The organism is uncultured Modestobacter sp. (genome assembly GCF_947486615.1).
GTDB lineage: Bacteria > Actinomycetota > Actinomycetes > Mycobacteriales > Geodermatophilaceae > Modestobacter.
In genome coordinates this window covers 99,663-119,282 of the sequence record NZ_CANKUD010000002.1, presented here as the reverse complement: position 1 = coordinate 119,282, position 19,620 = coordinate 99,663, and the positions used below count along the sequence as shown (strand labels likewise).

Genomic DNA, 19,620 nt, shown 5'->3' with positions numbered 1-19,620 from the left:
GACCTCCGGCCGAGGCCATGATCGGGCCATGGCGCAGCGACCCGGCAGGCGGTGACCGGCAGCCGATGACCGTCGTCCTCGGTGCGGACCTGGGCACCAGCGGCCTGAAGCTCGCCGCCCTCGACCCGGACGGCGCGGTGGTGGCCGAAGTCGAGGCGGCCTACCCGGTCGATCGGCCGCGGCCGGGCTGGGCGCAGGCCGAGGTGTCCGGCTGGCGGCGCGCGCTGGACGGCGCCCTGGTCGAGCTGGCCGGGCAGCTGGGCGGCCGCCGGGTGAGGGCGCTGGGGCTGGCCGGGCAGATGCACGGCGCCGTCCTGGTCGACGCGGACGGGACGGCGCTGGCCCCCGCGCTGCTGTGGCCCGACCGCCGCGCGGCGGGCGAGCTGGACCGCTGGCGGCAGCTGCCGGCGGCGGACCGGGCGGCGCTGGCGAACCCGCTGGCCCCCGGGATGACCGGGCCGATGCTGGCGTGGCTGGCTCGGCACCGGCCGGAGCTCGTGGCGCAGGCGGCGGCGGTGCTGCTGCCCAAGGACGCCGTGCGGGCCACCCTCGTCCCCGGTGCCGACCCGGCGGTCACCGATCGCAGCGACGCCACGGCCACGCTGCTGTGGGACGTCCCCGGTGAGCGCTGGTCGGCCCCGGCCGTCGCGGCCGCCGGCGTGGACGCCGCCCTGCTGCCGGCGGTGCGGCCGGGGCACGAGGTGGTCGGCACGGCCCGGCTGCCGGTGGGCGAGGTGCCGGTGGTGGTCGGCGGCGCGGACACCCCGCTGGCGCTGCTGGCCGCCGGTACCCGGGCCGGCACGCAGGTCAACCTGGGGTCCGGCGCGCAGGTGCTCCGGCCGGGGGTACCCGCGCGGCCCGCGCCGGACCCGGTCGTCCACTGCTTCGCCGACGCCGAGGACGGCTGGTACGCGATGGCCGCGCTGCAGAACGCCGGCACCGCGTGGGCCTGGGTGCAGTCGGTGCTCGGCCTGGACTGGGCGGCGTTCGCCGGCAGCCTCGACGCGTCGCCGCCGGGGGCCGGCGGCGTGGTCTTCCGCCCTTTCCTCACCGGCGAGCGGGGCGGGGTGGCCGGCCCGACCGACCGTGGCGGCTGGTCCGGGCTGTCGGCCGACACGACCCGGGCGGACCTGGCCCGGGCCGCGCTGGAGGGCGTCGCCTGCGCCGTGGCCGTCGGGCTCGACCTGCTCGGCCCGGACGGTGACGAGGTGGTCGTGCTCACCGGCGGTGGGGCCCGCGACGACGGCGTCCAGCAGGTGCTGGCCGACGTGCTGGGCCGGGCGGTGCAGCACGTGCAGGTGCGCAGCGCCTCGGCCGCCGGGGCCGCGGTGCTCGCCGCCCGTGGGGTGGGGGAGCAGCTGACCCCGCAGCGGGTGGTCGGGCCCGTCGTCGAGCCTCGGGGCCCGGCGATGCAGGAGGTCCGGGAACGGTGGGGCCGGGCTCCCGGCTGAGCCCCGGCCGACGCGCGGAACGCCGGGCGCGCCGGCACCGTTGACGCGATGAGCGGAGCCCACCGGGGCTCCCCGGACGACCAGGGGGTGGGCGCGTCATGGCGTCGCTGATGAACAAGGTCATGCAGTTCGCGAACAGCCCGAAGGGCAAGCAGGTCATCCGTCAGGCGACGGAGAAGGCCCAGCAGCTGGCCAGTGACCCGAAGAACCGCGCCAAGATCGACGACGTGCGGCGCCGGCTGCAGGGTGGCCGCGGCGGCTCGGGCCCGGTGCGCTGACCGGTCCGGCTCACACCGACGGTGCTCGTCCCTCCCGGGGGGCGAGCGCCGTCAGCACGTCGGGGTGCAGGACGCCGTTGCTGGCCACGGCGCTGCCGCCGGCCGGCCCGGCGTTGCCGTCCAGGTCGCTGAAGGTGCCGCCGGCCTCGCGGACGATCACGTCGAGCGCGGCCAGGTCCCACAGCGAGACCTCCGGCTCGCAGGCCACGTCGACGGCGCCCTCGGCCACCATCATGTAGCTCCAGAAGTCGCCGTAGGCGCGGGTGCGCCACACCGCCCGGGTCAGGTCCAGGAACGGGTCGAGCCGGCCACGCTCCTCCCAGCCGGACAGGCTGGAGTAGGACAGGCTCGCGTCGGCCAGGCTGCCGACCCGGGAGACGGTGCAGCGGGTGGCGTTCTCCAGCCGCCGCCCGGTCCAGGCGCCGGTGCCGGCCGCCGCCCACCAGCGCCGGTTCAGCGCCGGCGCCGACACCAGGCCGGCCACCGGCACGTCGCCGTCCAGCAGCGCGATCAGCGTCGCCCACACGGGCACCCCGCGGACGAAGTTCTTCGTGCCGTCGATCGGGTCGATGACCCACCGTCGGTCGCCGCGGCCGGTGCTGCCGAACTCCTCGCCGAGCACCGCGTCCCGGGTGCGGGCCCGGGCCAGCGTGCTGCGCAGCTGCTCCTCGACGGCGCGGTCGGCGTCGGTGACCGGGGTCAGGTCCGGCTTGGTCTCCACCTCGAGGTCCTGCGCCCGGAACCGGTCCAGGCTGATCGCGTCCGCCTGGTCGGCCAGCACGTGGGCCAGCCGCATGTCCTCGTTGTACCCCCGCTGGCCAGCCGTCATGACCCGAACCTAGCGGTCGGGGGCCACCCGGCCCCCGACCGCCGCCGGTGACGTGCTGGAACGGCTCCCTCGCAACAGCCTCGTGACGCGCTGGGACGGCCCCCTTCCAGGGGCCCGCCCCGAGCGTGCGAAGGGTGGGGAGGAAGAGGGCCCTTCCTCAGTCGAAGACGGCCTTGCTCACCGCCGCGGGGGTGTCGTACTCCTGGTCGTCGATGCCCTTGAGGGCCTCGAGGACGTCGTCGCTGCCGCCGTGGGACTCGGCGTGGGCGACCACGTCGTCCTTCTTCGCCGGGTAGTCGATGCCGGACAGGGCCTTCTGGATGTCGATCGGGCTCACCATGACCGGCCACCTACCCCGCGGCCGCTGCGGCGATGCGTCTGCGTGCCCGGATACCGTCGGGGGATGGAGGCAGGGACGATCGTCGGGCTGCTCGCGGACCCGGCGCGGCTGAAGGTGGTCGCGGCCCTGGCGCTCGGCGCCGGCACGATCGAGGACGTCGCCGGGGTCTCCGGCCTGTCGCTGAAGGACGTCGCGCTGGCCGCCCGCCGGCTGGCCCGCGCCGGGCTGGTCCACCGGGACGGGCACGCGCTGGCCCTGCACACCGAGCAGTTCGGTGCCGCCGCCCGGGCCGCTGCCGCCACCGCACCGCCGGTCGAGCCGCTGTCGGCGGACCCGGAGCAGGACGCGGTGCTGCGGGCCTTCCTGCGGGACGGGCGACTGGTCTCCGTCCCGACCCAGCGGAGCAAGCGGCTGGTGGTGCTGGAGCACCTGGTGCACGTGTTCGAGGTCGGCGTCCGGTACCCCGAGCGGGAGGTCAACGCGCTGCTGGCCGCCTGGCACCCCGACGTGGCCGCGCTCCGCCGATATCTGGTGGACGAGGGGCTGCTGACGCGTGAGTCGGGGGTCTACTGGCGCAGCGGCGGCTACGTCGAGGTCTGAGTCCGGCCGGGACACCGGGTGCCCGGGCGGAGAACGGGAGGAACCAGGGTGCGCAGGCAGGTGTTCGCCTTCTCGGGCGTGCTGACGCCCCAGCCGGGCGAGCGGGGTAACCGGCCGCTGCTGGAGCACGTGCTCGCGCTCGGTGCGGCGCGACGGCAGACGGAGGGCCCGGTGCGGCTCTGCTACGTGCCGACGGCGGTGGGCGACGACCCGGCCGCGGTCTCGGCCTACCAGCGGGTCTTCGGCGGCCGGGACGACGTCGTGCTCAGCGTGCTGACGCTGTTCCCGCAGCCGAGCGTGCCCGACGTGCGCAGTCACCTGCTCACCCAGGACGTCGTCCTGGTCGAGGGCGGCAGCGTGGTGAACCTGATGGCGGTCTGGCGGGCGCACGGCCTCCCCGACGCGCTGCGGGAATGCTGGGACGCCGGGGTCCTGCTGGCCGGCCCGAGCGCGGGCAGCCTCTGCTGGCACGCGGGCGGGCCGACCGACGCCTGGTCGGCGCGGCTGGCGCCGTTCACCGAGGGGTTGGGGCTGCTGCCGCACAGCAACGCGGTGCACGACGACTCCGCCGAGCAGCCGCGCCGGGCGGCGTACCGCCGGATGGTGGCGGCGGGGGAGCTGCCCGGCGGTCTGGCCACCGAGGACGGGGTCGGCCTGCACTACCTGGGCACCGAGCTGGTCGAGGCGGTGACCGTCCGTCCCGGCGCCCGCGCCTGGCGCGTCGACCCCGACGGCGCCGGCGGCGTCCTCGAACGGCCGATCACCCCGCGGGCCATCTGACCGTCCTCCCGACTGTCGACCTGACGACGTCAGGCCCACGGCCCAGAAGTCGTCAGGTCAGCACTCGCTGCTGCCCGGCCCCCCGCAGGTCCCCGCCCCGAGCTTGGTGACGTGCTGGAACGGCCCCCTTGCAGGGGCCCGCGCCGAGCGGAGCGAGGGGTGGGGGGGTCCTTCTTCAGTGGCCAGGGGCGAGCTGGCCGACAGCGGTGAGGAGCCGGCGGAAGCTGGCCAGGCGCTCACTCCGGGCGGGCGGTCCGGCGGCGGCCCACGGGTCGAGCGCGCAGCCGGGGTCCTCGGCGGTGTGCCCGCACATCGGCGGGCAGTCGGCCGAGGCCTCGGCCAGGTCGTCGAAGGCGGCGAGGACGTCGCCGGCGGTGACGTGCGCCAGGCCGAAAGAGCGGATCCCGGGAGTGTCGATGAGCGTGCCGCCGCCGGGCAGGTCCAGCAGCACCGCCGAGGACGACGTGTGCCGGCCCTTGCCGATCTTGCTGACGTCGCCGGTGGCCCGGAAGGCGCCGGGCACCAGCCGGTTGAACAGCGTCGACTTGCCGACGCCGGACTGCCCGACCAGCACGCTCGTCTTGTCGCGGAGCCTGGCCACCAGGTCCTCCAGCGGCGCGGCGGGGGACATCGGCACCGCGTCGACCTCCAGGCCGGCGTAGCGGTCCAGCAGCGGCTGGGCGCTGGCCAGGTCGTTCTTGGTCAGCACCAGCAGCGGCTCGAGCCCACCGGCGTAGGCGGCGACCAGGCAGCGGTCGAGGAACCCCAGCGCGGGCTCGGGGTCGGCGATCGAGGTCACGACCACCAGCTGGTCGGCGTTGGCGACCACGATCCGCTCGGTCGGGTCGGTGTCGTCGGCGGTGCGGCGCAGCGAGGTGACCCGGTCGGCGATGGTGACGATCCGGGCCAGGCTGTCGGTGCGCCCGGAGGTGTCGCCCACCACCCGCACCCGGTCACCGACCACCACGCCGTGCTTGCCCAGCTCCCGGGCACGCATCGCGGTCACCTCGACCGGGCTGCCCTCGGGGCCCTGCACGCGGACGGTCATCCGGCCGCGGTCGACGGCGACCACCAGCCCGGGCACGGCCTCCTCGTGCGCCGGCCGGGTGCGGGTGCGCGGGCGGGAGCCGTGCTTGGTGGGCCGGACCCGGACGTCGTCCTCGTCGGACCGCTTGTCCATCCGGCGGCTCATCGGAGGCCCGTCCCGCGGGTCATCGTCGCGCTCCGGCGGTCAACGGGCCACCCCGGCCGGTGCGCCGAGCAACCCGGCCCAGCGCTCGCGGAAGTCCGGCAGCGTCTTGGCGACCGCGCCGGGGTCGGTGACCTCGACGCCGTCGACGGCCAGCCCGAGCAGCGCGGCGGCGTGCACCATCCGGTGGTCGGCGTAGGAGTCCAGCCGGGCCGGACGCCGCGGGCCGGGGGTGATCACCAGGCCGTCGGGCAGCTGCTCGACCCGGGCACCGACGGCGCTGAGCACCTCGTCGAGGGCCTGCAGCCGATCGGTCTCGTGCCCGCGCAGGTGCGCGATGCCGGTCAGCCGGGAGGTGCCGTCGGCCAGCGCGCAGAGCGCGGCGAGCACCGGGGTGAGCTCGCCGACCTCGCCGAGGTCGGCCTCCAGCGGGGTGATCCGCGGGCCGCCGGTGACCTGCAGCCCCTCGTCGGTGCGCCGGACCCCGGCGCCCATGGCGGTGAGCAGCCGGTCGAGCTGGGCGCCGGGCTGGGTGGTGTCGCCCGGCCAGTCGCGGACGGTCACCCGCCCGCCGGTCACCAGTGCGGCGGCCAGGAACGGCGCCGCGTTGGAGAGGTCGGGCTCGACGACGCGGTCGAGCGCGGCGATCGGGCCCGGTGCCACCCGCCAGCCGCCGTCGGTCCCGGTGACCTGCACCCCGTGCTCGGCCAGCGTGCGGACGGTCATCGCCACGTGCGGCATCGAGGGGAGGGTGCCGGCCACGGTCAGGTCGATCCCGGCGCCGAACCGCGCGGCGGCCAGCAGCAGCCCGGAGACCACCTGGCTGGACTCGCTCGCGTCCACGGTCACCGCGCCGCCGCGGACCGCTCCGGTGCCGTGCACGGTGAACGGCGCCCGGCCGCGGCCGCCGTCCTCGACCTCGACGCCCAGGTCGCGGAGCCCGGCGATCAGCCCGGCGTTCGGCCGCTCGCGCAGCCGCGGGTCGCCGTCCAGCCGGACCGGGCCGGTGGCCAGCGCGGCCACCGGGGGAAGGAAGCGCAGCACCGTCCCGGCCAACCCGGCGTCGACCTCGGCCGGTCCGCGCAGCTCGGCGGGGGTGACCAGCCAGTCGTCGCCGTCGGCGTCGATGCGCACGCCCAGCGCGCGGAGCCCGGCGGCCATCAGCTCGGTGTCCCGGGCGCGCAGCGGGCGGACCAGCCGGCTCGGCCCGTCGGCGACTGCGGCCAGCACGAGCGCGCGGGCGGTGATCGACTTCGAGCCGGGCAGGGTGACGACGGCGTCCACGGGGGCGTCGCGCGACGGCGTCCGCCAGACCTCGAGCATGCCGCTCATCCTGCCCTGCCGGGCGTCGTCCGGACCGGCTGCCCGCCGCCGGGCCGGCTCCGGGGGCTGCCGCGGCGGCCCCCGGAGACCGCCGTCAGCCGCCGACGTGCTGGGCGGGGGCCGCCTGCTTCTTCGGCGGCATGGTGCGCACCAGCCGGCGGTTGGCGAATTCGAACATGCCCAGCTCGGACAGCTCCCGGCCGTAGCCGGACCGCTTCACCCCACCGAAGGGCAGCTCGGGGGAGGACCCCGACGGCTGGTTGATCCAGACCATCCCGGACTCCAGCCGGTCGGCGACCTCGCGGGCCCGCTCGGTGTCGCCGCTGTAGACCGCCGCGGACAGCCCGAAGTCGCTGTCGTTGGCCAGTGCGACCGCCTCGTCGGCGTCCTTGGCCCGGTAGACGACGGCGGCCGGGCCGAAGAGCTCCTCGTGGTAGGCGCGCATCTCCGGGGTGACGTCGGCCAGCAGCGTCGCCTGGACGAAGGCGCCGTCGTGCTCGGGGCGGCTGCCGCCGGCGAGCACGGTGGCGCCCTTGTCCACGGCGTCGGAGATCTGCGCGGCGAGGTCCTGCGCGGCCCGCTCGGTGGACAGCGGGCCCAGCGTCGTCGCCGGGTCGGCCGGGTCGCCGGGGGTGAAGGTGCCGAACGCCTGCTGCAGCCCGGCGACGACCTCGTCGTAGACGTCGTCGAGCACGATGATCCGCTTGGCGGCGATGCAGGCCTGGCCGGTGTTGGCCATCCGGGCCATGGTGGCGGCCTTCACGGTGCGGCCCAGGTCGGGGGCGTCGAGCACGATGAACGGGTCGCTGCCGCCCAGCTCCAGCACCGACTTCTTCAGGTGCTTGCCGGCGAGGGCGGCCACGCTCGACCCGGCCCGCTCGCTGCCGGTCAGCGTCACGCCCTGCACCCGCCGGTCGGCGATGACCTGCTCGACGTCGGCGATCCGCAGGAACAGGTTGGTGTAGACGCCCTCGGGCGCCCCGGCGTCGCGGAACAGCTGTTCCAGGGCGAGGGCGCACTGCGGGTTGTTCTCCGCGTGCTTGAGCAGGATCGTGTTGCCCAGGGTCAGGTTCGGCCCGGCCACCCGCACCACCTGGTACAGCGGGTAGTTCCACGGCTCGATCGCCAGCAGGACGCCGACCGGCTCGTTGACGACCTCGGCCTCGCCGCCGCCCATCACGTCGATCGGCTTCGGCTCCAGGAACCGCGGGCCGTTGGTGGCGTAGTACTCCAGGATGCTGGCCGCGAGCTGCACCTCCCCGGCGGCCTCCTGGATCCGCTTGCCCATCTCGCGGGTGATCAGCGCGGCGAGCTCGTCCTGCCGCTCACGCATCAGCTCGGCGGCCCGGCCGACGACGGCGGCGCGCTCGGCCACCGACCGGCGGCGCCACTCGCCGAAGGCCGCGTGGGCCCGCTCGACCACGCCGTCGACGGCGTCGGTCTCCAGGAAGGGGAACTCGCGCTCGGTCTCCCCGGTGTAGGGGTTCACCGTGGCATAGGGGCGGGCCCCCGCGTCGCTCGCGGTCTTCGGCTGCTCGGTCGAGGGAGCCTGGGTGGTCGTCACGTGATGTGCCCTCCGTGGTGCGTCGTCGCGGTTCGTCGGGTCTGCTGCCCCCGTCCTACCCCTCCCCGGTGCCCTCGTGCACCCCGGAGCTCCCGGCGGCTGCCGGAGCAGGACGTCGGTGGCCGCCCCTACGCTCGCAGTGGGCCGCCCTCCCCGCGGGCGTCCGGGGAGGAGAGCGCCGTGTGTGGTCGCTACGCCGCCAGCCGTCGTCCCGAGGACCTGGTGCTGGAGTTCGAGGCCGTCGTCGCCGAGGGGCAGTCGCCGCTGCCGGCCGACCACAACGTCGCCCCCACCAAGGACGTGTACGTGGTCCGGCACAAGAAGGAGCGGGACGCCGAGGGCGCGCTCACCGGCGGCGGGCACCGCGAGCTGCGGGCGGTCCGCTGGGGGCTGGTGCCCTCCTGGGCCAAGGACGTCTCGATCGGCAACCGGATGCTCAACGCCCGGGTGGAGTCGCTGACCGAGAAGCCGGCGTTCCGCACGGCGGCGGCGACCCGGCGCTGCCTGGTGCCCGCCGACGGCTGGTACGAGTGGGCGCCCCGGCAGGACCGGCCGGGCAAGCAGCCCTTCTACGTCACCCCGGCCGACGGCGCCGGCCTGGCCTTCGCCGGGCTCTGGGAGGTGTGGGGGCAGGCTGCGGACCGGCTCTACACCTGCACCGTGGTCACCGCGCCGGCGGTCGGCGCGCTCGCCGAGGTGCACCCGCGGATGCCGCTGGTGCTGCCCCGCGACAGCTGGGCCGACTGGCTCGACCCGGCCCAGCAGGACGTCGCCGCGCTGGCCGAGCCGACCCCGGCCGAGGTCGTCGAGCGGCTGGAGATCCGCCCGGTCGGCCCGGCGGTGGGCAACGTGGCCAACAACGGGCCGCAGCTGACCGCCCGGGTCGAGTCGGTCAGCGAGCCCGCCGACCAGCCGGCCCTGTTCTGACCGTCCCCCGATCCACGAGGTGAGCCCGCTGGACCCCGACCCGACCGCCCCGACCGCATCGGCCGACCCGTCGCCCGCCCCCGGGTCCCGGGCGCTGCCCGACTGGATCGCCGCGGGCGTCACCTTCCTGTCCTCCGGGGCGGTGCTGGTGCTGGAGATCGTCGGTCTCCGGCTGATCGCGCCCTACGTCGGCATCACCCTGCAGACCAGCACCGCGGTGATCGGGTTCGCCCTCGCCGCGATCGCGGTCGGTGCCTGGGCCGGGGGTGTGACCGCCGACCGCACCGACCCCCGCCGGCTGATCGCGCCGCTGATGGTCGCCGGCGGTGCGCTGGTGGTCGCGGTGCTGCCGCTGGTCCGGTTCGCCGGGGAGCTGCTCACCGGCGCCGCCGCGGGCAACGTGCTGCTGCTGGCCGCGGTCGCCGTCGTCGTGCCCGCCGCGCTGCTGTCCGCCGTCCCGCCGATGGTGGTCGCGCTGCAGCTGGGCAGCCTGGCCCAGACCGGCTCGGTCGTCGGGCGACTGTCGGGCATCGGCACCATCGGCGGCATCGTGGCCACGTTCGCCACCGGCTTCGTGCTGGTGGCGGTGCTGCCCAGCAGCGTGATCCTGGTCGGCACCGGCCTGCTCGTCGTCGTGGTCGGGGTGGCGCTGTCGTTCCTGCTGCGACGCCGGACGCCGGGCGTGGCCGGCCGGCTGCCGGTCGGGTTGCTGGCCCTGGCCGTCGCCGCCCCGGTGCTGGCGGCCGTGGCGCCGACGCCCTGCGAGCGGGAGACCGCCTACCACTGCGCCCGGGTGGTGGCCGACCCCGAGCGGGACACCGGGCGGGTGCTGCTGCTGGACACCCTGCGGCACTCCTACGTCGACCTGGCCGACCCGACCCACCTGGAGTTCACCTACGTCCAGGCGATCGCCTCGGTCACCGACGCGATCGCACCGGCCGGTCAGCCGATCTCGGCGCTGCACGTGGGTGGGGGAGGGCTGACCCTGCCCCGCTACCTGGCGGAGGTGCGGCCGGGCACGGAGAGCCTCGTGCTGGAGGTCGACCCCGGGGTCGTCGAGATCGACGAGCAGGAACTGGGCCTGGAGACGTCCGCGGAGCTGCGGGTGCGGGTCGGCGACGCGCGGGTGGGGCTGGACGACGAGGCCGCGGGCGGGCGCGACCTGGTGGTCGGCGACGCGTTCGGCGGGTTGTCGGTGCCGTGGCAGCTCACCACCGTCGAGGCGCTGCAGCTGGTCGACGACGCGCTCGCCGCCGACGGCGTCTACGCGGTCAACCTCATCGACCACCCGCCGCTGTCGTTCGTCCGGGCGGAGCTGGCGACGATGCGGCAGGTCTTCGACCACGTGCTGCTGCTGGCCCGCGCACCGGTGCTGGCCGGGGAGGACGGTGGCAACGTGGTCGCAGTGGCCTCCCAGCGCCCGCTGCCCGCGACGGAGATCGCCGCAGCGATGGCCGACCGGGGGCTCGCCTGGCAGGTGGCCGAGGGGGCGGAGCTGGACGAGTTCGTCGGGGACGCCGGTGTGCTCACCGACGACTTCGCGCCGGTCGACCAGCTGCTCACCCCCTACCCGAGCGCGGCCCGCTGACCCCGGCCCGCGTGCCGGGGTCGGTCACCAGCGGGTGACGGCGGCGGTGCGCGCCCGGGTGAGCCGCACCAGGTCCGCCGGCGGCAGCTCGACCTGGAGCCCGCGCCGCCCCGCGCTGACCAGCACCGTGCCGAAGGCCAGCGCGCTGTCGTCCACCACGGTCGGCAGCGCCTTCCGCTGGCCGAGCGGGCTGATCCCGCCGCGCACGTAGCCGCTGCTCCGCTCGGCGTCGCCCGGGTCGGCCATGGCGGCCTTCCGCCCACCCGCGGCGGCGGCCAGCGCCTTGAGGTCCAGCTGGCCGCCGACCGGGACGACGGCGACGGTCAGCGCGCCGTCGACCCGGGTGACCAGGGTCTTGAACACCTGCGCCGGATCGGCCCCCAGCGCCGCCACGGCGACGCCGCCCCAGCCGTGTCCGTCGGCGCCGTCGGCCGGGTCGTACTCGTGCAGGGAGAACGGGACCCGGGCCTTCTCCAGGGCCCGCACCGCGGGTGTTGCCGCCACGGCGCAGCAGCCTAGGCCCGCCTGGCCGGACGGCGATCGAAGGCCGCATCGGGGAATCGAGCCCGGGTGGGTGCCGTTGCACCGACCGTGAGCAGCACAGTCCCGGGTGCCCCGGCGCGCACCGCGCGCGGATCCGCGCCCGACCGCCGTCCCCCCGGCCGACCTGTCCGTTCCCGGCTAGGATCGACCGACGTGGTCGTCCGCTCCCGGGCGCCGCAGAGAGGACGGTCGGTGCCCGAAGATCCCGCTGTCGACAGCCCCGTCGTCGAGACGGGCGCACCCGAGCAGACCCCCGAAGCGCGCGCCGACGGCAGCCGCGCCGAGCTCGCCGAGACCAGGGCCCAGCGCGACGCCCGGTTCGAGCGGGACGCCCTGCCGTTCCTGGACCAGCTGTACCCGGCGGCGCTGCGGATGACCCGCAACCCCTCCGACGCCGAAGACCTGGTGCAGGAGACGTTCGTCAAGGCGTACTCCGCCTTCCACCAGTTCGCCGAGGGCACCAACCTCAAGGCGTGGCTGTACCGGATCCTGACGAACACCTACATCAACAGCTACCGCAAGAAGCAGCGGCAGCCGCAGCAGTACCCCACCGAGCAGGTGCAGGACTGGCAGCTCTACGCCGCCGAGGAGCACACCTCCAGCGGGCTGCGGTCGGCTGAGATCGAGGCGCTGGACCACCTGCCGGACTCCGACATCAAGGAGGCGCTGCAGCAGCTGCCGGAGGACTTCCGGCTGGCTGTCTACCTCGCCGACGTGGAGGGGTTCGCCTACAAGGAGATCGCCGAGATCATGGGCACGCCCATCGGCACGGTGATGTCCCGCCTGCACCGCGGCCGTCGCGGTCTGCAGAAGCTGCTGGCCGACTACGCCCGTGAGCGCGGCTTCGTCCGCGCCGGGGCCGCGGAGGAGGCGACCCGCTCATGAGCACCGACGCTCACGAGACCGGCCACCAGGACGACATCAACTCCTGCGACGACGTCCTGTCGCACGTGTTCGAGTTCCTCGACCACGAGACCGACGACGCCCGCCGCGCGGTCATCGCCGAGCACCTCGAGGACTGCTCGCCCTGCCTGCGCCAGTTCGGCATCGAGCAGGAGTTCAAGGCCCTGGTCCGGCGCCGCTGCGGCGGTGACCCCACCCCGGTGGGCCTGCGTGACCGGATCAAGGTGCAGCTGACCAGCGTCTCCTTCGAGGAGGACGGCACCCAGGTGCGGGTCGAGCGGGCCAGCGTCGAGACCTACACCGAGCGGCTCCCGGAGGAGCGCAGCTAGGCCGTCGCGCGACCCAGCACGACGAAGAGGCCCCGTCCTCTGCATCCGAGACCGCTCGGGTGCAGAGGACGGGGCCTCTTCGGTGTGGTCAGGCGTTGGGGCGCTTGCCGTGGTTGGCGCCGCTCTTCTTACGGGCGCGCCGCTTGCGTCCACGCTTGGACATCGCTGCCCTCCTCTCACGTGCTCTCGGTGGGGCCGTGCTCCCCGGCGGGCCGTGCGCTCGTCGGGGCCGTGCCCAGCTGCTCATCGAGCCGGCGCGGGGCCCCCGCGGGATGCGGGGTGCCCCTCGACCGGCCAAGCTGACCCTGCAAGGGTCTCACGGGTCGGCATGCGTCCGTGCGAGGTGCACGGGCGGCTCAGGGGCCGGGGAGTCCGGCGGGAGCCGGGGACGGGGGACGACGTGGTCCAGGCAGTGCAGAGCGTGCTGGTCGCCGGCCGGGGGCCGATGGCCTGCGCGGTGATCCGCGCCTGCGGGCGCCTGGGCGTGAAGTCGGTGGCGGTGTGCTCAGAGGCCGAGCGCGACGCCCGGCACGTGCGGATGGCCGACGAGTCGGTGCTGCTCGGGCCGGCGCCGGCCACCGAGTCCTACCTGGACGAGCGCCGCCTGGTCGAGGCCGCCCGCCGCACCCGCGTCGACGCCGTCCTGCCGGTGCCCCCGGTGCTGGCCGGCAGCGCCCGGCTGGCGGCCGCGGTCGCCGATGCCGGCCTGACCTGGGTGGGACCCGACCCGGAGGTGCTCGAGCGGCTGGGCGGCGACGGGGTGGAGCCGGCCAGCGAACGAGGCTTCCTCGCCTGGGTCACCGCGGAGGGGCTGCACCACGTGACCCCGGTGCTGCGCGACCGCGCCGGCGGCACCCCCCGCCTGTCCTGGACCCCGCCGGCCGGGCTCGGCCCGCTGCCCGCCGCGGCCCGCCGGCTGCCCGAGGTGGGCTGGCGGGGGCTGGTCACCGTGGGCATCGACCCCGACGGTGAGCTGGCCGAGGTGGCCGCCGGCTTCTCCCTGGACATGGCGGTGCTGGAACGCGCGCACGGCGTGGACGCCGTCGAGCTCGGCCTGCGCAGCGCCGTCGGGGCCGGCGCCGGGAGCCGCCCGGACGCCGAGCCGACCGCGCCGCGGGCGGCGCTCGCCGTCCAGCTGCGCTCCACGCTGCCGCCGGGCACCGCCGGCCGGGTGACCGGGCCGCTGCCCGACCGGCCCCTGCGCCGGGAGGCCGGGGACACCGAGGTGGTGGCGGTCAGCGGCTACGACCCCGGCGACCGGCTGGACGGCTGGTACGACGCGCTGCTGGCCACGGTCAGCGCGGCGGCCTCGGACACCCCCACGGCCGCCCGGGAGGCCACCGAACTGCTCACCGGGCTGCCCGAGACCGGCGTGCCGCACGACGGCGCGGCGGTCTGCGGGGTGCTCCACCGGATCGCCGGTGCCCTGGTGCCCGACCCGTCCTGACCCGGTCCGGGTGGTCTGGCGGGAGTCCCCCGATGATCACGCGTCGGGACCCCGGACACGCGCGTGCTTGGATGAGCACACCGTCGAGCCCGGCGGTGCAGTTCTCGGAACAGGAGGCGCCGGTGGCGGTCCAGGAGGTCCACGCCGAGATGGTCTCCAGCGTGTGGAAGGTGCTCGTCGCCCCCGGGGCCGAGGTCGCCGCCGGTGACACGCTGGTGATCCTCGAGTCGATGAAGATGGAGATCCCGGTGCTCACCGAGTTCGCCGGCACCGTCGCCGAGCTGCACGTGGTGGAGGGCGAGGTGCTCCAGGAGGGCGACCTCATCGCCACCGTCGTCCCCGGCTGACCACCGCACCGGCTCACAGGGCCAGCGCGTACACCCGCAGGTCGATTCCCGGTACCGGCGTCCAGTCACGCTCGGGCAGCCGGGTGAAGCCCATCCGCTCGTAGAGCCGGTGCGCGGCACGCATCCGGTCCCCGGTGGACAGCACCATCCGGCGCCGGTCCGCGGCGCGGGCCCGGTCCAGGCAGGCGCGCACCAGGGCCTCGCCGACGCCGAGGCCGCGGGCCGCCGGGTCGACGACGAGCATCCGGAAGGCGGCCTCGTCGGGGGACTCGGTGACCTCGCCGAAGTCGCCGTCCAGCACCAGCGCGACGCTGCCCACGATCTGGCCGTCGGGGTCGCGGGCCACCAGCAGCTCGGCCCGGTCGGCGCGGCCGGCGACGTCGGCCAGCTGCGGCACGTATCCGGCGGAGACCAGGTCCTCATCGGTGTAGACGCCCACGGTGAGCTCGGCGATCCGCGGGAAGTCGGCGGGGCCGGCCGGGCCGATCAGCAGGGCGGGGGAGACCACCCCAGCAGGGTAGACAGCGGGAGACTGTCGCGCTCCTGCCGCGCAGGGGCCGGTGGGCCCCCGGGCACGCCGTAGGCTCGGCGGACGATGAGCAGCCTGTCCGAACGTCTCACCCGCGGCTCGGCGAGCCCGTCCCAGGTCGACCACGCGCGCCGGCTGGTCGCCGACTGGCAGCTGCTGGCCGACCTGTCCTTCGCCGACCTGACGCTGTGGGTGCCGCTGCGCAGCGGTGCCTGGTGGTGCGTCGCGCAGGTGCGCCCGCTGACCGCGCCGACCAGCCAGCCCGACGACCTGATCGGCAGCGAGGTCACCGGCGCCGGCGTCGAGCCGTTCCTGCTGGCGCAGCGCGAGGGTCGCCCGATCACCGAAGGCGACCCGGACTGGTCCGGTGCCGCACCGCTGCGGCGGGAGGTCATCCCGGTCCGGCACGACGGCGTGGTGGTCGCGGTCCTCGCCAAGGACACCAACCTGGCGGCGACCCGGTCGCCGTCCACGCTGGAGCTGACCTACCTCGACATCGCTGCCGACCTGTCGTTGATGGTCGCCTCCGGCACCTTCCCGCCGCGGATGCTGGACGACGCCGAGATGAGCCCCCGGGTCGGCGACGGCCTGGTCCGGCTCGACTCGTCCGGCAGGGCCGTGTACGCGAGCCCCAACGCGCTGTCGGCCTACCGGCGGATGGGCGTGACCGGCGACGTGGTCGGCTCGCCGCTGGCCGAGGTCACCCGCGGCGTCTCCGCCGACCGGGTGGCCGGGGAGGCGGTCGCGGCCAGCATCGACGCCGCGGTCGCCGGCCGGTTCCCGGAGCCGATGGACGTGGAGAACGACGCGGCGACCATGCTGGTGCGGGCGCTGCCGCTGCAGACGCCCGGCGGGGAGGAGGGTGCGCTGGTGCTGGTCCGCGACGTCACCGACGTCCGCCGCCGGGACCGCGCGCTGATGACCAAGGACGCGACCATCCGGGAGATCCACCACCGGGTGAAGAACAACCTGCAGACCGTGGCCGCCCTGCTCCGGCTGCAGGCCCGGCGGATGACCGAGCCGGCCGCCCGCGCGGCGCTGGAGGAGTCGGTGCGGCGGGTGGCCTCGATCGCGGTGGTGCACGAGACGCTGGCCGGCAGCCGGGAGGACGTCGTCGAGGTGGACGACGTGCTGGACCAGGTGCTGCCCATGCTCGGCGATGTGACGGCGGTCGGCCGGCCGGCCCGGTTCACCCGGGAGGGCGCCTTCGGCGAGCTGCCGGCGGCCGCGGCGACGCCGCTGGTGATGGCGGTGACCGAGCTGCTGCACAACGCCGCCGAGCACGCCTTCCCGGACGGGGAGCCCGGCACCATCGTGCTGCACGCCGTGCGGGACGGCGACGACCTGGTCGTCCGCGTACGGGACGACGGCCGGGGCCTGCCCGCGGACTTCGACCCGGCAGCGAGCACCGGGCTGGGCCTGCAGATCGTCCGCACGCTGGTGACCAGCGAGCTGCACGGGACCCTGGAGATGGGCCCGCCGGCCGGCGGAGGCCCGGGCACCGAGGCCGTCCTCAGCCTCCCCGGCGCCGCCCGCCCCCGCCGCTGAAGCAGCAAGAGCCGCTCCCGAAGGGAGCGGCTCTTGCTGTACGGCCCCCTTCCAGGGGCCCGCCGCGAGCGGAGCTCGTGGTGGGAGGAAGGGGGTCCTTTGTCAGGCGGTGCGGACCCGGGTGCGCGCGGTGCGGCGCTTGAGGGCGCGGCGCTCGTCCTCGGAGAGGCCACCCCACACACCGGAGTCCTGGCCGGAGCTCAGTGCCCAGTCCAGGCAGGACTCGACGACCGGGCACCGACGGCACACAGCCTTCGCCTGCTCGATCTGGACGACCGCGGGGCCCGTCGTCCCGATCGGGAAGAAGAGCTCCGGGTCCTCGTCCCGGCAGAGCGCGCGGTGGCGCCAGTCCATGGCGGTGTACTCCTCGATCTCGTCTTGGTCGGTCGGCGGCCTCTCGGACCGCGCCCGCAGGTGAGTGCGCTTGTTGATCAGCGCGACGTACGGCGACCGCCTGCTCGTTAACAGCAGGTTGCTTGCTTGTGATGGTTTCACGAGACGACGCACTGTCAAGCAGTTCGCCGGGCGTTCAGCGGGGCTCGTGAGCAACCTCACCACGCCCGCGGGGACCTCGCCACTCGTTGCTACCCGAGCGGCGCGCAGGCCGGCATCACCCGGCGGGGTACGGGTCCGCGTGTTGCGTCACACGACGCCGGGCAGCCGCTCCTCAGACGACGACGCGGAGCGCCTGCGGGACCGAGCGCACCCGCAGCGCGGTGGCGGTGCCCAGGTGGTCGCCGTCGACCTGCCAGCCCTGCGGGTGCGCAGCCGTCAGGGTCAGCTCGCCCAGGTCGTGCCAGCGGTGCACGCCGCGGCCCCGGGCGTCGGGCCGGGCCGCCATCGTCTGCCGCACGTGGTGCACCATCCGGGCCACTCCGACCCGGCCCATCGCGAAGACGTCCAGCCCGGTGTCGAACGACGCCTCCGGGCTCGGCACGATCGGCCGGTCGCCGAGGTAGCTCCACGGGCTGACGTTGCTCACCAGCGCCAGGAACAGCCCGTCCACCGGGGCCTCGCCGGGCAGCTGCAGCGTCATCGGCGGCCGCCGTCGGTCCCGGCCGAGCACGAAGGCGTTGACCCCTGCCCGCACGTACAGCGCGCCGGTCGAGCGCCGCCCCCGGGCACGCTGGGCCTCCACCCGGGAGATCACGTCGGCGTCGAAGCCCATCCCGGCCGCGAAGACGAACCAGCGGGGCGCCGTCCAGTCCTCCGCCTCGCCGGTGCGGGCGGTGACGGTGCCCAGCGAGACGAGCCTGGTGCGGCCGGCGCGCAGCGAGTCCATGATCTCCCCGGTCGCCTCGACCGGGTCCCGGGAGCGGCCCAGCGCCCGGGAGAACACGTTGGTCGAGCCACCGGGGACGACGGCGAGGGTGGGCACGTCGGGACCGGGGCCCTGCTCCAGCAGCCCGTTCGCCGCCTCGTTGACCGTGCCGTCACCGCCCAGGGTGACCACCACGTCCACCCCGTCGGCGGCGGCCTGCGCGGCGAGGTCACGGGCGTGCCCGCGGTGCTGGGTCTCGGCGACGTCCAGCTTGAGCTCGCTGGACAGGGCGCGGACCAGCACGTCGCGGACCTTGCGGGTGGTGGTGGTGGCCGCCGGGTTCGCCACCAGGAGCCCACGCATGGGTCCCAACATAACGAGCGCGGCCGGGCCGGCGGCGCGCACGTCCCGCCGGCGGGGGAGGGGCGGGCGCCCGGCGTAACCTCGGCGCCGTGTCAGGCCAGCAGGAGGACGCTCCCGGTCGTCGCCGACCCCGTGCGGAGGGGCTGCTCGGCGGCGCTGCCGAGCCCGCCGCCCCGCGTCCGCAGCGGGTGCGCGAGCCGGCACCGGCCGCGGTCCGCCGGGCCGCCCTCGTCGTGGCCGTGGAGGCCGTTGCCCTCGCCGTCCTGGCCGGGGTGCTGCTCGTCCTGACCCTGACCGGGAACCCGGACAGCGTGGGCCGGGCGCTTGCCGAGGTGGTCTACGTGGGGCTGGGCGCCGCGCTGCTCACCGGTGCGGCCGTGGGCCTGTGGCGGGTGTCGGGCTGGGCGCGCGGCCCGGTCGTGGCACTGCAGCTGCTGCTCGGGGTCTTCGGTTACACGACGGCCTTCCAGGCCGGCCAGCCGCTGATCGGCGTGCCGGTGCTGGCGCTGGTCGCCGTCGAGCTCTACCTGCTCGCCACCCCCGAGGCCCGGCTGGCCTTCTTCGACCGCTGAGGAAGACCCCGTCGTCCGCTCTCCGGCCCCCGCTCAGGGGCCCGCGCCGCCGGCCCCGTCCAGAGGCTCGTCCCGAGCGTGCGAGGGATGAGGAGGACGGGGTCCTTGATCAGACCAGTTCGATGACGTCGGCGATCGAGGGCAGGATCCGGCTGGGCCGGAACGGGAAGCGGCTGACGTCCTCGGCCCGGGTCGACCCGGTCAGCACCAGCACCGTGTCCAGGCCCGCCTCGATGCCGGCGACGACGTCGGTGTCCATCCGGTCGCCGATCATCGTGGTCGACTCCGAGTGGGCCTCGATGCGGTTCATCGCGCTGCGGAACATCATCGGGTTGGGCTTGCCCACGAAGTAGGGCTCCGCGCCGGTGGCCTTGGTGATCATCGCGGCCACCGAGCCGGTGGCCGGCAGCGGGCCCTCCGGGGAGGGGCCGGTGACGTCGGGGTTGGTGGCGATGAACCGGGCGCCGGCGCCGATCAGCCGGATCGCCCGGGTGATCGCCTCGAAGGAGTAGGTGCGCGTCTCCCCGAGCACCACGTAGTCCGGGGAGGTGTCGGTCAGCGTGTAGCCGGCCTCGTACAGGGCGGTGGTCAGGCCGGCCTCGCCGATGACGTAGGCCGAGCCGCCGGGCAGCTGCTGGGACAGGAAGTCGGCCGTCGCCAGCGCCGAGGTCCAGATCGCCTGCTCGGGCACCTCCAGCCCGCTGCGGGCCAGCCGGGCGGAGAGGTCCCGCGGGGTGAAGATCGAGTTGTTGGTCAGGACGAGGAAGCGGCGCTGCCGCTCCACCAGCCGGGCCAGGAAGTCCGCGGCCCCGGGCAGGGCATGGCCCTCGTGCACCAGCACGCCGTCCATGTCGGTCAGCCAGCACTGGGACTCGCCGCGCTCGGTGGTCACGCCGTCTCTCCTGTCGT

Annotated in this window: 22 protein-coding genes; 12 read left to right on the top strand and 10 right to left on the bottom strand. The window is 75.6% G+C overall.

Annotated elements, in window-relative coordinates; genetic code table 11:
- Nucleotides 1-17: 17 nt before the first annotated feature.
- The gene (locus tag Q1A09_RS03905; RefSeq protein WP_299952173.1) at nucleotides 18-1,451 is read left to right on the top strand and encodes an FGGY family carbohydrate kinase; all 1,434 of its coding nucleotides are present in this window, start codon (nucleotides 18-20) and stop codon (nucleotides 1,449-1,451) included.
- Nucleotides 1,452-1,549: 98 nt separating this feature from the next.
- On the top strand, nucleotides 1,550-1,729 hold the full coding sequence (locus tag Q1A09_RS03900) for a hypothetical protein (protein WP_299952172.1): 180 nt from the start codon (nucleotides 1,550-1,552) through the stop codon (nucleotides 1,727-1,729).
- Nucleotides 1,730-1,739: 10 nt separating this feature from the next.
- Here the strand turns inward: Q1A09_RS03900 and hisN are convergent, their stop codons facing one another.
- On the bottom strand, nucleotides 1,740-2,558 hold the full coding sequence (gene hisN, locus Q1A09_RS03895; RefSeq protein WP_299952171.1) for a histidinol-phosphatase: 819 nt from the start codon (nucleotides 2,556-2,558) through the stop codon (nucleotides 1,740-1,742).
- 157 nt (nucleotides 2,559-2,715) lie between these two features.
- Nucleotides 2,716-2,898 carry a DUF2795 domain-containing protein gene (locus Q1A09_RS03890; RefSeq protein ID WP_299952170.1) on the bottom strand — a complete coding sequence of 61 codons (183 nt, stop codon included), beginning with the start codon at nucleotides 2,896-2,898 and terminating at the stop codon, nucleotides 2,716-2,718.
- 63 nt (nucleotides 2,899-2,961) lie between these two features.
- Here Q1A09_RS03890 and Q1A09_RS03885 point away from each other — a divergent pair, with 63 nt between their 5' ends.
- Together Q1A09_RS03885 and Q1A09_RS03880 are read left to right on the top strand one after the other, a co-directional pair.
- Nucleotides 2,962-3,498, top strand: a complete 537-nt coding sequence (locus Q1A09_RS03885; protein WP_299952169.1) for a DUF2087 domain-containing protein — start codon at nucleotides 2,962-2,964, stop codon at nucleotides 3,496-3,498.
- Nucleotides 3,499-3,546: 48 nt separating this feature from the next.
- Nucleotides 3,547-4,278 (top strand): peptidase E, encoded by a 732-nt coding sequence (locus tag Q1A09_RS03880; RefSeq protein ID WP_299952168.1) that lies wholly within the window; start codon nucleotides 3,547-3,549, stop codon nucleotides 4,276-4,278.
- Nucleotides 4,279-4,453: 175 nt separating this feature from the next.
- On the opposite strand, the gene rsgA is transcribed toward Q1A09_RS03880, so the two are convergent.
- The 3 genes from rsgA to Q1A09_RS03865 form a co-directional block, all read right to left on the bottom strand.
- Nucleotides 4,454-5,458 carry a ribosome small subunit-dependent GTPase A gene (gene rsgA, locus Q1A09_RS03875; protein WP_299952167.1) on the bottom strand — a complete coding sequence of 335 codons (1,005 nt, stop codon included), beginning with the start codon at nucleotides 5,456-5,458 and terminating at the stop codon, nucleotides 4,454-4,456.
- 51 nt (nucleotides 5,459-5,509) lie between these two features.
- Nucleotides 5,510-6,799, bottom strand: a complete 1,290-nt coding sequence (aroA, locus tag Q1A09_RS03870; RefSeq protein WP_299952166.1) for a 3-phosphoshikimate 1-carboxyvinyltransferase — start codon at nucleotides 6,797-6,799, stop codon at nucleotides 5,510-5,512.
- Nucleotides 6,800-6,884: 85 nt separating this feature from the next.
- A complete protein-coding gene (locus tag Q1A09_RS03865) occupies nucleotides 6,885-8,354 on the bottom strand; it encodes an NAD-dependent succinate-semialdehyde dehydrogenase (protein WP_299952165.1) in 1,470 nt (489 codons plus the stop codon).
- 180 nt (nucleotides 8,355-8,534) lie between these two features.
- On the opposite strand from Q1A09_RS03865, the gene Q1A09_RS03860 reads away from it, so the two are divergent.
- Together Q1A09_RS03860 and Q1A09_RS03855 are read left to right on the top strand one after the other, a co-directional pair.
- Entirely contained in the window at nucleotides 8,535-9,281 is a 747-nt protein-coding gene (locus Q1A09_RS03860; protein ID WP_299952164.1) for an SOS response-associated peptidase, read from the top strand.
- A 19-nt stretch (nucleotides 9,282-9,300) separates the two neighbouring features.
- On the top strand, nucleotides 9,301-10,869 hold the full coding sequence (locus tag Q1A09_RS03855) for a fused MFS/spermidine synthase (RefSeq protein ID WP_299952163.1): 1,569 nt from the start codon (nucleotides 9,301-9,303) through the stop codon (nucleotides 10,867-10,869).
- A 24-nt stretch (nucleotides 10,870-10,893) separates the two neighbouring features.
- On the opposite strand, the gene ybaK is transcribed toward Q1A09_RS03855, so the two are convergent.
- Nucleotides 10,894-11,373 carry a Cys-tRNA(Pro) deacylase gene (ybaK, locus tag Q1A09_RS03850; protein ID WP_299952162.1) on the bottom strand — a complete coding sequence of 160 codons (480 nt, stop codon included), beginning with the start codon at nucleotides 11,371-11,373 and terminating at the stop codon, nucleotides 10,894-10,896.
- Between the two features lie 231 nt (nucleotides 11,374-11,604).
- On the opposite strand from ybaK, the gene Q1A09_RS03845 reads away from it, so the two are divergent.
- From Q1A09_RS03845 to Q1A09_RS03830, 4 genes are all read left to right on the top strand, one after another.
- Nucleotides 11,605-12,297, top strand: coding sequence for a sigma-70 family RNA polymerase sigma factor (locus tag Q1A09_RS03845; protein ID WP_299952161.1), 693 nt, complete (start codon nucleotides 11,605-11,607; stop codon nucleotides 12,295-12,297).
- Nucleotides 12,294-12,644: a mycothiol system anti-sigma-R factor gene (gene rsrA / locus Q1A09_RS03840; protein ID WP_299952160.1), complete on the top strand. Its 351-nt coding sequence runs from the start codon at nucleotides 12,294-12,296 to the stop codon at nucleotides 12,642-12,644. Before Q1A09_RS03845 ends, rsrA begins: the two co-directional genes overlap by 4 nt.
- A 400-nt stretch (nucleotides 12,645-13,044) precedes the next feature.
- Nucleotides 13,045-14,091, top strand: coding sequence for a biotin carboxylase N-terminal domain-containing protein (locus Q1A09_RS03835; RefSeq protein WP_299952159.1), 1,047 nt, complete (start codon nucleotides 13,045-13,047; stop codon nucleotides 14,089-14,091).
- 71 nt (nucleotides 14,092-14,162) lie between these two features.
- Nucleotides 14,163-14,438, top strand: coding sequence for a biotin/lipoyl-binding carrier protein (locus Q1A09_RS03830; protein ID WP_299952158.1), 276 nt, complete (start codon nucleotides 14,163-14,165; stop codon nucleotides 14,436-14,438).
- A 13-nt stretch (nucleotides 14,439-14,451) separates the two neighbouring features.
- On the opposite strand, the gene Q1A09_RS03825 is transcribed toward Q1A09_RS03830, so the two are convergent.
- Nucleotides 14,452-14,946 carry a GNAT family N-acetyltransferase gene (locus tag Q1A09_RS03825; RefSeq protein ID WP_299952157.1) on the bottom strand — a complete coding sequence of 165 codons (495 nt, stop codon included), beginning with the start codon at nucleotides 14,944-14,946 and terminating at the stop codon, nucleotides 14,452-14,454.
- Between the two features lie 87 nt (nucleotides 14,947-15,033).
- Between Q1A09_RS03825 and Q1A09_RS03820 the strand changes: the two genes are divergently transcribed.
- On the top strand, nucleotides 15,034-16,515 hold the full coding sequence (locus tag Q1A09_RS03820; RefSeq protein WP_299952156.1) for a sensor histidine kinase: 1,482 nt from the start codon (nucleotides 15,034-15,036) through the stop codon (nucleotides 16,513-16,515).
- A gap of 102 nt (nucleotides 16,516-16,617) precedes the next feature.
- Here Q1A09_RS03820 and Q1A09_RS03815 read toward each other — a convergent pair whose 3' ends face one another.
- Both Q1A09_RS03815 and Q1A09_RS03810 read right to left on the bottom strand, forming a co-directional pair.
- A complete protein-coding gene (locus Q1A09_RS03815) occupies nucleotides 16,618-16,869 on the bottom strand; it encodes a WhiB family transcriptional regulator (protein WP_222194009.1) in 252 nt (83 codons plus the stop codon).
- Nucleotides 16,870-17,182: 313 nt separating this feature from the next.
- On the bottom strand, nucleotides 17,183-18,139 hold the full coding sequence (locus tag Q1A09_RS03810) for a diacylglycerol kinase family protein (protein WP_299952155.1): 957 nt from the start codon (nucleotides 18,137-18,139) through the stop codon (nucleotides 17,183-17,185).
- 89 nt (nucleotides 18,140-18,228) lie between these two features.
- Here Q1A09_RS03810 and Q1A09_RS03805 point away from each other — a divergent pair, with 89 nt between their 5' ends.
- Entirely contained in the window at nucleotides 18,229-18,711 is a 483-nt protein-coding gene (locus tag Q1A09_RS03805) for a hypothetical protein (protein ID WP_299952154.1), read from the top strand.
- A gap of 109 nt (nucleotides 18,712-18,820) precedes the next feature.
- On the opposite strand, the gene Q1A09_RS03800 is transcribed toward Q1A09_RS03805, so the two are convergent.
- Nucleotides 18,821-19,603 carry an HAD-IIA family hydrolase gene (locus Q1A09_RS03800; protein ID WP_299952153.1) on the bottom strand — a complete coding sequence of 261 codons (783 nt, stop codon included), beginning with the start codon at nucleotides 19,601-19,603 and terminating at the stop codon, nucleotides 18,821-18,823.
- Nucleotides 19,604-19,620: the final 17 nt, after the last annotated feature.